Consider the following 12,755-nt stretch of genomic DNA (forward strand, 5'->3'; position numbering starts at 1 on the left):
TAAGAATGGTGCTAGCGCGCCTGCAATGGCAGGCACGCGGCGAGCCATGCGGGCGGCGTTGGGGAAAGCTGCTGCGCGACGCGGGCATAGCGCCCGTCGAGCCGCGCGGCCAGATGAAAGAGTTCGGTGGCGTTTTTCGGGTCCCACTGCCCCGTGTAACCCGGCAAGCCGGCCTCGCGGCGCTTCGCGTCGAACGGCACCGGCGAATTCACGAATTCCTCGTGGGTTTTCTCGCCGAGCGCGTACGGCACGAGCCAGTCGAGCGCGGCCGCGAGCGTCGCGCCGTTCGCGCCGCGCTCGCGCAGCCAGTTGCGGTTGAAGCGTCGCGCGGCGAGCGCGGCCGTCACCAGCGGCTGTAGATCGTAGACCGCGTAATGCAGCGCATCGCGTTCCTCGAAATCCCAGGTCTTGCCGTCCGGGCCGATGTTGTCGGCGAGATGCTCGACGAACAGCCGCTGCGCGGCGTTCATCATCTTGCGGTCGCCGAGCGTGAACGCGGACAGCGCGATCAGCTTGATCCGGTGGCTCTGCCAGTTGTTGCGCCAGGTGCCGGTGAGCGGGCGCTTCTGTGCGTCGACCTGCGCGACGTAGCCGGCGCCGAGCTTCGCGATGAACGCGGCGGTCGCGTTGCGCGTCTTCACCGGCAGCGCGCTCGCGGTCATGTCGTACGCGACGATCAGGCTGTCGAAGCGCGTCTCGTCGATCGGGTTGAAGCTCGGCTGGTAAGTCGACACCCACGCGGACAGGAAGCGGTCGACGAGTTGCAGGTAGCGCGGCGCGTTCGTCACGCGCCACGCGAGCGCCGCATCGCGCATCAGGTCCATGTCCTTGAGCGCGGCTTCGCTCTGGTCGTAGATGCCTTCATGCGGCAGCGTGCCCTCGGTGTGCACGCGCGCCATGGCCTTCGGCTGCTCGCCGATGCGCGCGTCGACGCTGCGAATCAGCGCCTGCACGCCCGGCTCGGCGTGCGTCGTCTCGCTCGACTGCAGCGCCGGCGCCGCGCAGAAATTCATCGCGGCGAGCGCATTGCCGGACACGCCGAGGCCGGCGGCGGCAAGCGACAGCGATGCGACGAGCATCGGCACGTTGCGGCCTGCGCGCGGCCGCCGCGCCGTTGCACCCTGGCCCGGAAACATCGGACGCACCATGCGGAACTCCTTCATTGGCTGGATCGCGTGTGATGTTAGCCGGATTGGCGGGTAAGCGTGAAACGGTTGGTCGGGCGGCGAACGTAAAACCGCACGCAACCGGTGGCTGCGTGCGGTGGGGTCACGGTCGGACGCTCCGGCGCGAGGCGGGCGTTATGCGTAATCCGACATCGGCACGCACGAGCAGAACAGGTTGCGGTCGCCGTACGCGTTGTCCGCGCGGCCGACCGGCGGCCAGTACTTGTTCGTGCCGAGCGACGCGACCGGGTACGCGGCCTGCTCGCGCGAGTACGCGTGCGGCCATTCGTTCGCGGTGACGACGGCCGCCGTGTGCGGCGCGTGGCGCAGCGGGTTGTCCTCGCGATCGGCGCGGCCTTCCTCGACCGCGCGGATTTCTTCGCGGATCGCGATCATCGCGGCGATGAAGCGGTCGAGTTCTTCCTGCGATTCCGATTCGGTCGGCTCGACCATCAGCGTGCCCGGCACCGGGAAGCTCATCGTCGGCGCGTGGAAGCCGTAGTCCATCAGGCGTTTCGCGACGTCGTCGACGCTGATGCCGCTCGTTTCCTTGATCGGACGCAGGTCGAGAATGCACTCGTGCGCGACCAGCCCGCCCGGGCCCGAATACAGCACCGGATAGTGCGGCGCGAGGCGCTTCGCGATGTAGTTCGCGTTGAGGATCGCGGTTTCGGTCGCGGCGGTCAGGTTCTTCGCGCCCATCATCGCGATGTACATCCACGAGATCGGCAGGATCGACGCCGAGCCGTACGGCGCGGCCGACACCGCGCCGATGCCGTCTTCCGCGCGGGCGTAGCCGGTCGAGCGCTGGTTCGGCAGGAACTGCGCGAGGTGCGCGCCGACCGCGACCGGGCCGACGCCCGGGCCGCCGCCGCCGTGCGGGATGCAGAAGGTCTTGTGCAGGTTCAGGTGCGACACGTCGCCGCCGAACTGGCCGGGCGCGGTCAGGCCGACCATCGCGTTCATGTTCGCGCCGTCGACGTACACCTGGCCGCCGTGCGCGTGGACGATCTCGCAGATCTCGCGGACGTTCTGCTCGAACACGCCGTGCGTCGACGGATACGTGATCATGATCGCCGCGAGGTTCGCCGAATGCTGCTCGGCCTTCGCCTTCAGGTCGGCGATGTCGACGTTGCCCTGCGCGTCGCACGCGACGACCACGACCTTCATGCCGGCCATGTGCGCGGACGCCGGGTTCGTGCCGTGCGCGGATGCCGGGATCAGGCACACGTCGCGATGGCCTTCGCCGCGCGATGCGTGGTACGCGTGGATGATCAACAGGCCCGCGTACTCGCCCTGCGAGCCTGCGTTCGGTTGCAGCGACACGGCCGCGTAGCCGGTGGCCGCGACGAGCATCTGTTCGAGCTGGTCGATCATCTCGCGGTAGCCGACGGTCTGCTCGGCCGGCGCGAACGGATGGATGCCGCCGAACTCGGGCCACGTGACGGGCAGCATTTCCGACGTCGCGTTCAGCTTCATCGTGCACGAGCCGAGCGGGATCATCGAGCGGTCGAGCGCGAGATCCTTGTCCGACAGGCTGCGCAGGTAGCGCAGCATTTCGGTTTCGGAATGGTGGCGGTTGAACACGGGGTGCGTCAGGTACGCGCTCGTGCGCTCGAGGCCGGCCGGCAGCGCGGCGACGCCGCCGAGGCCCGCGTCCAGCGCATCGACGGCCGGCGCGGTGCCGCCCGCGGCCTGCGCGAACACGTCGAGGAGATCGGCGAGGTCGTCGCGCGTCGTCGTTTCGTCGACCGATACGCCGACTTGCGTGTCGCTCACGCGGCGCAGGTTGATGCGCTTCGCGTTCGCGAATGCGTGAATCTGCGCGGTGCGCGCGCCGGTGTCGATCGTCACTGTGTCGAAGAACGTGTCGTTGACGGTCGCGAAGCCGAGCTGCTTCACGCCGGCGGCGAACAGCGCCGCGATGCGGTTCACGCGCAGCGCGATCGTCTTCAGGCCGTGCGGGCCGTGGTAGACCGCGTACATGCTGGCCATGATCGCGAGCAGCGCCTGCGCGGTACACACGTTCGACGTCGCCTTCTCGCGGCGGATGTGCTGTTCGCGCGTCTGCAGCGCGAGGCGCAGCGCGGGCTTGCCCTGCGCGTCGACCGTCACGCCGACGAGGCGGCCCGGCATCTGGCGCTTGAATTCGTCGCGCACGGCCATGTAGGCGGCGTGCGGACCGCCGAAGCCCATCGGCACGCCGAAGCGCTGCGTGTTGCCGATCGCGACGTCCGCGCCCCATTCGCCGGGCGGCGTCAGCACGGTCAGCGCGAGCAGGTCGGCCGCGACGACCACGTGGCCGCCGGCCGCGTGGATCGCTTCGGTGAGCGCGCGGTAGTCGCGCACGTCGCCGTTCATGCCCGGGTACTGCAGCAGCACGCCGAATGCGTTCGCTTGAGCTGCTTCGGCGGCCGGGCCCGTCTTCACGTCGATGCCGATCGGCAGCGCGCGCGTGCGGATCACTTCGACGGTTTGCGGCAGCACGTCGTCGGCGACGTAGAACACGTTCGACTTCGGCTTGCCGGTGCGCTGCAGCAGCGTCATCGCTTCGGCCGCGGCGGTGGCTTCGTCGAGCAGCGATGCGTTCGAGATCGCGAGACCCGTCAGGTCGGCGACCATCTGCTGGAAGTTCAGGAGCGCCTCGAGGCGGCCCTGGGAAATTTCGGGCTGGTACGGCGTGTAGGCCGTGTACCACGCCGGGTTTTCGAGCACGTTGCGCAGGATCACGGCCGGCGTATGCGTGTCGTGGTAGCCCTGGCCGATATACGAGCGGAACACCTGGTTCTTGTCCGCGAGCGCACGCAGCGCGGCGAGCGCTTCGGCCTCGCTCTTCGGCTGCGCGAACGGGCCGAGCGGCAGCGTTTCGGCGCGACGGATCGAGGCCGGGATCACGGCGTCGATCAGCGCGGCGCGCGACGCGAAGCCGAGCGTGTCGAGCATGGCCTGCTGGCTGGCGGCGTCGGGGCCGATGTGGCGTTCGGCGAACGCGTCGTGCGTTTCGAGCGCGGCGAGCGAGAGGGGCGTGCGGTTCATCAGGCGGTCCGGGTGTTCGAGCTTCATGGCGTGACTCTGGTCCCGCGCGGGCCGGCTGCCCGGCCGCACGCGGTTCGGGTAAGGAAAATTAGTCGATCAGCTTGCTGTACGCGTCGGCGTCGATCAGCTTGTCGGTCGATGCGCCGTCCGCGAGCTTGATCTTGAACAGCCACACGCCGTATGCGTCGCCGTTCACTTCTTCCGGCGCATCGGTGGCGGCTTCGTTGACGGCGACGATCTCGCCGGACACCGGCGAGTAGATGTCGGATGCCGCCTTCACCGATTCGACGACGCCGACGGCGTCGCCCGCGCTCACCGACTTGCCGACTTCGGGCAGCTCGAGGAAGACGATGTCGCCGAGCGTGCTCTGCGCGTGATCGGTGATGCCGACCGTCAGCGTGCCGTCCGCCTCGGTGCGGATCCACTCGTGTTCGTCGGTGTACTTCAGATCGGCCGGGACGTTGCTCATCGGATGCTCCTGGATAAAAGGTGTGTTCGTTTTGCTGGCGCGCCGCCATGGTGCGCCGGATGGGGTTGCGCCGGGCGCCATCTCCCGGCTGGCCGGGAGGCGGCCCGGCCGCCTCCCGGTCGTTACGCAGCGAGGACCTTGCCGTTGCGCACGAACGGCAGTTTTACCACGCGCGCGGGAAGATTCTTGTCTCGAATTTGCACCTGGACGATGTCGCCGATCTGGACGGCCGTCGGCACGCGCGCGAACGCGATCGATTCCTGCATCGACGGCGAGAACGTGCCGCTCGTGATCTCGCCTTCGCCGTGCGGCGTGACGACCTTCTGGTGCGCGCGCAGCACGCCGCCCGCCTTGCCGTTTTCCTTTTGCAGGATCAGGCCGACGAACGCGGCGCGCGTGCCGTTGGCTTCCAGGGCGGCGCGGCCGACGAAGTCGCGCGGCGCGGTGAGGTCGACCGTCCACGCGAGGCCCGCGTCGAGCGGGGAGACGGTGTCGTCCATGTCCTGGCCGTACAGGTTCATGCCGGCCTCGAGGCGCAGCGTGTCGCGCGCGCCGAGCCCGCACGGCCGCACGCCGTTTTGCTGCAGCGCATCCCACAGCGCGACGACGTGCACGGCCGGGACGATCACTTCGAAGCCGTCTTCGCCGGTGTAGCCGGTGCGCGCGACGGTGAGATCGCCGAACGGCGTGCCGGCGACCTGCGCGGCGTTGAACGGCTTGAGCTCGCTGGTGGCGGCGCGCGCGGCGGGCACTGTCGCCCAGACCTTTTCGCGGGCGTTCGGACCCTGCACGGCGACGATCGCGAAATCGCGGCGCGGCGCGATCGTCAGGCCGTAGCCGCCTTGCTCGTTCAGCTGGTTGAACCACGCGATGTCTTTCTCGGCGGTGCCGGCGTTGACGACCACGCGGAAGAATTCTTCGGTGAAGTAGTAGACGATCAGGTCGTCGATGACGCCGCCCTGCGGGTTGAGCAGGCACGAGTAGAGCGCCTTGCCGGGCGTCTTGAGCTTGCCGACGTGGTTCGCGATCGCGTGCTCGAAGAATGCGCGCACGCGGCTGCCGGTGAAATCGACGACGCACATGTGCGACACGTCGAACATGCCGGCGTCGGTGCGCACGGCCGCGTGTTCTTCGATCTGCGAGCCGTAGTTGACGGGCATGTCCCAGCCGCCGAAGTCGACCATGCGGGCATTGAGCGCGCGGTGCGCGGCGTTGAGCGGGGTGTGATTCAGTGCAGTCATCGAGGCCTCAGGCAAGGCGCTTGCGCGCGGATCAGAACGGCCATGTGCCGATCGCCGCGGCCGATGGCCTCGAGCGATCCGGTACATGCCCCTCTGTCCTCGATACCTGAGAGATTGCGCTGCGGGCCAAGCCCGGCGAACGCGCGCCCCTTCGGTGGGCAGCTTGCCCGCGCAGCCAATGCGCTGCGGGCTACTGCCGCTCTCCAGAGTGCGGGGAGTGTCGTGCGCGCAGTGCGCGGACGCGGTTCCCCGACGCGGTCGGTCCTTTTGCCTGAGAGTTTGCGGGTGTGCCCCTTCGGCGGCGCAACCGGTGTCGGAACGACCCGGTCACACGCTCTCCCGACGCGTGCGGGCGACTGTACGCGAGCGGGTCGGCATTGTCAATTTGAGCAAAAGAATGTCGCTTCGCGACAAGCGGCGGCGGCCGGCGCCGCCGCTTTTCTCCGCTCCGGCGGGCGCCGGCGCGTCACTCGCCGATCGCGCGTGCGGCCGTGTCGAGTTCCTGGTTCAGCACCCGCTGCTCGTCGCCGGACAGGCCGCCGTTGTGCTGGGCCGACATGTCGTTCGCTTCCTGGCGGATCACGTCGAGGCGGTGGTGCAACTGCGCGCCGTACGGCGGCGGGTAGTAGCCGCCGTTCACGCGCGCGTCGATCCGGCGATGCAGATTGTCGATCCGGCCCTGGACCTCCTGCATGCGGTCGTTCGCGACGACCTGCGGATTCGGTCGCGGCGGCGGAGGCGCCTGCCGGACCGGCCGCTGCGGTTGCACGACACACGCCGCGAGCGAGGAAACCAGGACGCAGCATGCCGCTGCGCGAATCAACCGTTGCATCACATTCTCCTGACGGATAAGTGTCGAATCGACATTTTGAGAAACGCGTCAGACCGGACGACCGCTGACTTTCGTTCCCGCACCATTTGTAACGGAATGTTGGGGGCCGGGCCGACGGGGCGGTGTGGCGGCAGACGCAGCGCCGACGCCGACGCGTGGCGGCGTGGCGCGGTGGGCGGCCGGGCCGGCACCGACCCGGCCGGCGGCCATCAGACGGTACGGCGCACGAACGGCACCCGGCGGCCGTCGTGTTCGCTCTGCGCGGCGAGCTCGATGATCGTCATCACGTCGACCGCGTCCTGCGCTGTGACCGGGAACGGCGCGCCGTCGCGGATCGACGCGGCGAGCGCGCGGTAGAACTCCGCGTACTGGCCGTCGAGCGTCGGCACCGGACGTTCGACTTCGAGGTCGCCGTCGAGCACGCGCAGCAGGCCGGGCGGGTTGCCGCCGCCGAATTCGACGTCGTCGGCGGTGAGGCCGGCCTTGAGCTGGTCTTCCTGCGTGTCGAGCCCGAATTTCTGATAGCTGCCGCGCGTGCCGTGCAGCGTGAAGCGCGCGGGTTCGATCGCCGACAGCGCGCTTGCATGCAGCGCGACGTCCTTGTCCGGATAGCCGAGCAGCAGGTGCACGAAATCGGGCGCCGTGCCGTTGTCGCGGCGCGTCTTGACGGTGGCGCTCACCGTTTCCGGCGTGCCGAACAGCGCGAGCGCCTGATCGATCAGGTGCGGGCCGAGGTCGAGCAGCAGGCCGCCGCCGCGGGTCGGCTCCTCGCGCCAGCGCGGGCGCGGCGTCGGCCGGAAGCGGTCGAAGTGCGACGCGAAGTAGGTGAGGCGGCCCAACTCGCCCGATTCGACGACGCGACGCACGGTGAGGAAATCGCCGTCCCAGCGGCGGTTGTGGAACGGCGCGAACAGCCGGCTGCGCGCGTTCGCGAGCCGTGCGAGCGCGAGCGCCTCGTCGGCGGTGAGCGTGACCGGCTTGTCGACGACGACGTGGCGGCCCGCTTCGAGCACCTGGCGTGCGAGCGTGAAGTGCGTGTCGTTCGGCGTGGCGATCACCACGCATTCGATATCGTCGAGGCCGAGCAGCGTGTCGAGGTCGGGGACGATGCGCGCGCCCGGATACGCGGCGTGCGCGCGATCGGACTGACCCGTCGCGATCGCGGCGACTTCAGTGCGGCCGCTCGTGGCGATCACGGGCGCGTGGAACGTCGCGCCGGCGAAACCGAAACCCATCAAACCAATCCTGAGCAATGACGACATGGCAATTCCTGGCTGCGAAGGAAACTAAAGGATGGCGCGCCGGAGCGGTGGCGCGGAGACGACCGGCTATTTTGGCATGGCGCCGCCGCCTGCATAGGCGCGTCGGGCGAAACGCGCGATGTGATGCGGCAACTGCGCAAGGAATGCCGGCATTTTGCGCGAGATCGGGTGCCGGGCAGCGCGACTGCCCGGCTTTCGGCTCGGCTCTGCTCGGTTCGCGGCTCTCGGCGTGGCGTGACATGGCGCGCGCCGCGCGGCGAGCCGTGGCGGCCAACCTGCCCGTAGCGTGCCGCGTCATGCGCCCACCCGCTGCCGCACGGCGGCCGCGACCTGCGCGGCCCATACCGCGCACGCCGATGCGCCGGGATGGAAGCCGTCGGCGGCCATCAGGTGACGTTCGAGCGGCAAATCGACCCGGAGGAACGTGCAGTCCGGCTGCGTGCCGGCCCAGCCTGCGAGCACCGCGTTGAGCCGCCTCGCGCGCAGGCCGAGATACCACGCGAGCGGTTGCGGCAGCGCCGGGAAGCGCTCCATCGGCGGCACCGCCGACAGGATCGCGTGCCCGACCTGGAAGCGCGTGGCGAGCAGCCGGACCAGCTCGGCCTGCTGCGCGAGCCAGCGTGCGGGCGGCACGCCGCCCGTCACGTCGTTGACGCCCAGCGACGTGACGGCCACGTCGAACGGCTCGGCCGGCTCGGCGGCGAGCCAGTCGACCAGCTCCCGCGTGGTCAGGCCGGTGCGCGCGAGCAGTTTCCAGCGCACGCGGTGCGTGGCCGCCAGCGCGTTCGCCAGTTGCCCTGCGAGCGCATCGTGCTGCGTCGCGACGCCGACGCCCGCGGCTGCCGAATCGCCGACCACCAGCACGCGCAGCGGCGGGCCGTCGCCGGCCACGCCGTCGCGCGGGCCGGCCGCCTCGGGCAGCCGCGGCGTGACGCGGCGCACGTAGCGCCCCTGCACGAACAGCAGCGGGCCGAGGGCGGCGGTGGCGAACGGGTATCCCATGAGTCGATCCGGTGACGGTTCAGGCAAATTGAAGCGGGCCGGCGCGGACGGCGCCGGGGAGTACATATTGTGTCCGATCCCGGCGCGGACGGGGCCAGATTGGCCGAGCGGACAGGCACGACCCCGCCGGACGGACAGGGGGCGCCCGCCCGGCAAGCCTGCCCGCGCCCGTCCGGCCGCGCGCCCGAAATACGTGCCGCCGACGTGTTAACATGCGCGTCCTGCCTGCGTGTCCGCCTGCTTCCCCAGCCTGTCGCGCACGGCATCCTCCCGGCCCTCCGCCGTCAACCAGCAACACCATCCGCCATCATGTCCGCAGGCCTGAATCCCGCTCAGAATGAAGCGGTGCGCTATCTCGACGGTCCCTGTCTCGTGCTCGCCGGCGCGGGCAGCGGCAAGACTCGCGTGATCACGCAGAAGATCGCGCACCTGATCGAAGCGAAAGGCTTCGAGCCGCGCCATATCGCCGCCGTCACGTTCACGAACAAGGCGGCCGCCGAAATGCGCGAGCGCGTGTCGAAGCTGCTGGAAGGCAAGACGCTCACCACGCCCGGCAAGGAAGGCCGCAAGGTGCCCGTCAACCAGCTCACCGTCTGCACGTTCCACTCGCTGGGCGTGCAGATCCTGCGCCAGGAGGCCGAGCACGTCGGGCTGAAGCCGCAGTTCTCGATCATGGATTCGGACGACTGCTTCGGGATGATCCAGGAGCAGCTCGGCACGACCGACAAGGGGCTGATCCGCAAGATCCAGAGCATCATCTCGCTGTGGAAGAACGGCCTGATCATGCCCGACGAGGCGATGGCGACCGCGGCCAACGAGGACGAGCACCAGGCCGCGCTGGTCTACCGCAACTACGTGGCGACGCTGCACGCGTACCAGGCGGTCGACTTCGACGACCTGATCCGCCTGCCGGCCGAGCTGTTCGCGAAGAACGAGCCGGTGCGCGACCGCTGGCAGAACAAGCTGCGCTATCTGCTGATCGACGAGTACCAGGACACCAATGCGTGCCAGTACGAGCTGCTGAAGCAGCTCGCGGGCCCGCGCGCCGCGTTCACGGCGGTCGGCGACGACGACCAGGCGATCTACGGCTGGCGCGGCGCGACGCTCGAGAACCTCGCGCAGCTCGGCAAGGATTTCCCGAAGCTGCACGTGATCAAGCTCGAGCAGAACTACCGGTCGACGGTGCGGATCCTGACCGCCGCGAACAACGTGATCGCGAACAACCCGAAGCTGTTCGAGAAGAAGCTGTGGTCCGAGCACGGGATGGGCGACTCGATCACCGTCACGGCGTGCAACGACGAGGAGCACGAGGCCGAATCGGTCGTGTTCCGGCTGTCCGCGCACAAGTTCGAGCGGCGCGCGCAGTTCCGCGACTACGCGATCCTGTATCGCGGCAACTTCCAGGCACGCATCTTCGAACAGGTGCTGCGGCGCGAGCGGATCCCGTACGTGCTGTCGGGCGGCCAGTCGTTCTTCGACAAGGCCGAGATCAAGGATCTGTGCGCGTACCTGCGGCTGATCGCGAACGCCGACGACGATCCCGCGTTCATCCGCGCCGTCACCACGCCGCGCCGCGGCATCGGCAACACGACGCTCGAGGCGCTCGGCTCGTTCGCGGGGCAGGCGAAGGTGTCGCTGTTCGAGGCCGTGTACATGGGCGGGATCGAGGCGCGGCTGTCGGCGCGCCAGGTCGAGCCGCTGCGGATGTTCTGCGACTTCATCCAGCGCCTGACCGAGCGCGCGGACAAGGAGCCCGCGACCGTCGTGCTCGACGACATGATGGAGGCGATCCACTACGAGGCGTACCTGTACGACGCGTTCGACGAGCGGCAGGCGCAGTCGAAGTGGCAGAACGTGCTCGAATTCCTCGAATGGCTGAAGCGCAAGGGCACCAAGCCCGAGACGGAGGCCGTCGACGGCGAGGCCGAAGGTTTCCACAACGCGGACGGCCTCGCCGATACGGGCAAGAACCTGCTCGGCCTGATCCAGACCGTCGCGCTGATGTCGATGCTCGAAGGCAAGGATGAAGACCCGGACGCCGTGCGGCTGTCGACCGTCCATGCGTCGAAGGGGCTCGAGTATCCGCACGTGTTCCTGGTCGGCGTCGAGGAAGGCATCATGCCGCACCGAGGCGGCAGCGACGACGACGGCCCGATCGACAACGAACGGATCGAGGAGGAGCGCCGGCTGATGTACGTCGCGATCACCCGCGCGCAGCGCAGCCTGCACCTGAACTGGTGCAAGAAGCGCAAGCGGGCGCGCGAGACGGTCGTGTGCGAACCGTCGCGCTTCATCCCGGAGATGGGGCTCGACGAAGCGCCGCCGCCGACGCCGGAAGAAGCGCCGATGTCGCCGAAGGACCGGCTTGCGAGCCTGAAGGCGTTGCTGCAGAAGTGATGGGTGCGGCGCTGCCTTAGTCACGGCGCGATGAACCGGCGACACCAAAACGAAACCCCCGCGATGCAAAGGCGTCGCGGGGGTTTTTTACGGATGGCCGTACGGGCGCGTTACTTCGCCGCGTTGACCATGTAGTCGACGGCCGCCTTCACGTCGGCATCCGACGCGTTCGACCCGCCCTTCGGCGGCATCGCGCCCTTGCCGTGCAGCGCGTAGTTGTAGACCGTATCCATCGATTCCTTCAGGCGCGGCGCCCAGTCTGCCTTGTTGCCGAACTTCGGTGCGCCGAGCACGCCGGCTGCATGGCAGGCCTGGCAGGTCGACGCGTACAGCGCCTTGCCGGCCATTGCTGCATCGGCGCCCGCCGGGGCGGCCGCGGGCTTTTCGCCGGCCTTCGGGATCGCGGCGATCGCGGCCATGGCCGCGGCGGCCTGCGCGTTCGATGCGTCGGCGCCCGACGCGGGGGCGCCGCTGGCGGGCTGCGCGGCGTTGGCGGCCGGCGCGGCCGGTTCGGGGAAGTTCGCGCCGTCGTTGTTGGCCATGTAGACGATCGCGCGGGCGATTTCATAGTCGCTGACGTCGTCGGGGCTCGTGCCGCCGCGCGCCGGCATCGCGCCCTTGCCCGCGAGGGCCGTCTTCAGCAGCGTGTCGAAGCCTTGCGAGATGCGCGGCGCCCAGTCGTCCTTGTTGCCGAACTTCGGCGCGCCGGCGGCGCCGGTGCCGTGGCAGGTCACGCAGACGGCCTTGTAGACTTCCTCGCCGGTCTTGTACGTGCGGGGCGCGTTGGCGTCCTTCACGTCGACCTTCGCGATCGGCGCGATACGGGCGGCGACCTGCTGGTCGGATAGCGCGTCGGTGCCGGCGCCGGAGCGGAATGCATGGTTCGCGTAATTGGCGAACAGGACGATCAGGACGATCGGAATCGCGAACGACGCGATGATGACGGCAATCAGCTGCCCGGGGGTTTTGACGGGAGATTCGTGGGGTGCTTCGCTCATGCTTGCCTCGTCTCCATGAATAGGAATTGTGAGCGCGGTGCAACGGCAAAATGGCAGTCCAATGAAGCACGGACGATTATAGACGGAACGTTTACATCACGGCGAGCGGCGCGATGGCGCGTGTTTACCCGCACGCAGGGCCGTCCGGCGGCGATTCGGCGGGCGAGGTGGACGCGTCTTGGGAAACCGGGTATCCTTGCCGTCTTGCCAATCGTGGGCGGCCTGTATATGGGGTCGCTTCACTGTCTCACGCGCCCGTAGCTCAATGGATAGAGTACTGCCCTCCGAAGGCAGGGGTTGCTGGTTCGATCCCAGCCGGGCGCGCCAAGCCTAGTCAGGCTCTCAGCGGTTT

General features: G+C 68.9%; 9 protein-coding genes, 1 tRNA gene and 2 riboswitches. Of the genes, 2 read left to right on the forward strand and 8 right to left on the reverse strand.

Features of this window, described 5'->3' with window-relative positions; all coding sequences use genetic code 11:
• Positions 1-11 precede the first annotated feature (11 nt).
• From GJG85_RS00985 to GJG85_RS01015, 7 genes are all read right to left on the reverse strand, one after another.
• Entirely contained in the window at positions 12-1,148 is a 1,137-nt protein-coding gene (locus GJG85_RS00985; RefSeq protein WP_050015898.1) for an alginate lyase family protein, read from the reverse strand.
• 153 nt (positions 1,149-1,301) lie between these two features.
• Positions 1,302-4,229, reverse strand: coding sequence for an aminomethyl-transferring glycine dehydrogenase (gene gcvP / locus GJG85_RS00990; protein WP_204383543.1), 2,928 nt, complete (start codon positions 4,227-4,229; stop codon positions 1,302-1,304).
• Positions 4,230-4,290: 61 nt separating this feature from the next.
• Positions 4,291-4,671 (reverse strand): glycine cleavage system protein GcvH, encoded by a 381-nt coding sequence (gcvH, locus tag GJG85_RS00995; protein ID WP_124594428.1) that lies wholly within the window; start codon positions 4,669-4,671, stop codon positions 4,291-4,293.
• 122 nt (positions 4,672-4,793) lie between these two features.
• Positions 4,794-5,912, reverse strand: a complete 1,119-nt coding sequence (gcvT, locus tag GJG85_RS01000) for a glycine cleavage system aminomethyltransferase GcvT (RefSeq protein WP_050015904.1) — start codon at positions 5,910-5,912, stop codon at positions 4,794-4,796.
• Positions 5,913-5,995: 83 nt separating this feature from the next.
• A riboswitch (glycine riboswitch) is annotated at positions 5,996-6,129 on the reverse strand.
• A 31-nt stretch (positions 6,130-6,160) separates the two neighbouring features.
• Positions 6,161-6,264, reverse strand: a riboswitch (glycine riboswitch).
• 114 nt (positions 6,265-6,378) lie between these two features.
• Positions 6,379-6,744: a hypothetical protein gene (locus tag GJG85_RS01005; RefSeq protein WP_050015906.1), complete on the reverse strand. Its 366-nt coding sequence runs from the start codon at positions 6,742-6,744 to the stop codon at positions 6,379-6,381.
• A gap of 209 nt (positions 6,745-6,953) precedes the next feature.
• Positions 6,954-8,006: an oxidoreductase gene (locus GJG85_RS01010; RefSeq protein WP_050015908.1), complete on the reverse strand. Its 1,053-nt coding sequence runs from the start codon at positions 8,004-8,006 to the stop codon at positions 6,954-6,956.
• 294 nt (positions 8,007-8,300) lie between these two features.
• Positions 8,301-9,008 (reverse strand): SGNH/GDSL hydrolase family protein, encoded by a 708-nt coding sequence (locus tag GJG85_RS01015; protein WP_050015910.1) that lies wholly within the window; start codon positions 9,006-9,008, stop codon positions 8,301-8,303.
• Positions 9,009-9,317: 309 nt separating this feature from the next.
• Between GJG85_RS01015 and GJG85_RS01020 the strand changes: the two genes are divergently transcribed.
• Positions 9,318-11,405 (forward strand): UvrD-helicase domain-containing protein, encoded by a 2,088-nt coding sequence (locus GJG85_RS01020; RefSeq protein WP_089488034.1) that lies wholly within the window; start codon positions 9,318-9,320, stop codon positions 11,403-11,405.
• 110 nt (positions 11,406-11,515) lie between these two features.
• On the opposite strand, the gene GJG85_RS01025 is transcribed toward GJG85_RS01020, so the two are convergent.
• On the reverse strand, positions 11,516-12,403 hold the full coding sequence (locus GJG85_RS01025) for a c-type cytochrome (RefSeq protein ID WP_089488035.1): 888 nt from the start codon (positions 12,401-12,403) through the stop codon (positions 11,516-11,518).
• A gap of 251 nt (positions 12,404-12,654) precedes the next feature.
• Between GJG85_RS01025 and GJG85_RS01030 the strand changes: the two genes are divergently transcribed.
• Positions 12,655-12,730, forward strand: a tRNA-Arg gene (locus GJG85_RS01030).
• The last annotated feature ends 25 nt before the right edge of the window (positions 12,731-12,755 follow it).

It is taken from the genome of Burkholderia sp. MS389 (assembly GCF_016899425.1).
Classification (GTDB): domain Bacteria; phylum Pseudomonadota; class Gammaproteobacteria; order Burkholderiales; family Burkholderiaceae; genus Burkholderia; species Burkholderia sola.

What these genes read in the sequence shown, in the direction of transcription:
- GJG85_RS00985 (WP_050015898.1), bottom strand. Translation starts at nt 1,148, where the DNA reads ATGGTGCGTCCGATGTTTCCGGGCCAGGGTGCAACGGCGCGGCGGCCG.
- gcvP (WP_204383543.1), bottom strand. Translation starts at nt 4,229, where the DNA reads ATGAAGCTCGAACACCCGGACCGCCTGATGAACCGCACGCCCCTCTCG.
- gcvH (WP_124594428.1), bottom strand. Translation starts at nt 4,671, where the DNA reads ATGAGCAACGTCCCGGCCGATCTGAAGTACACCGACGAACACGAGTGG.
- gcvT (WP_050015904.1), bottom strand. Translation starts at nt 5,912, where the DNA reads ATGACTGCACTGAATCACACCCCGCTCAACGCCGCGCACCGCGCGCTC.
- GJG85_RS01005 (WP_050015906.1), bottom strand. Translation starts at nt 6,744, where the DNA reads ATGCAACGGTTGATTCGCGCAGCGGCATGCTGCGTCCTGGTTTCCTCG.
- GJG85_RS01010 (WP_050015908.1), bottom strand. Translation starts at nt 8,006, where the DNA reads ATGTCGTCATTGCTCAGGATTGGTTTGATGGGTTTCGGTTTCGCCGGC.
- GJG85_RS01015 (WP_050015910.1), bottom strand. Translation starts at nt 9,008, where the DNA reads ATGGGATACCCGTTCGCCACCGCCGCCCTCGGCCCGCTGCTGTTCGTG.
- GJG85_RS01020 (WP_089488034.1), top strand. Translation starts at nt 9,318, where the DNA reads ATGTCCGCAGGCCTGAATCCCGCTCAGAATGAAGCGGTGCGCTATCTC.
- GJG85_RS01025 (WP_089488035.1), bottom strand. Translation starts at nt 12,403, where the DNA reads ATGAGCGAAGCACCCCACGAATCTCCCGTCAAAACCCCCGGGCAGCTG.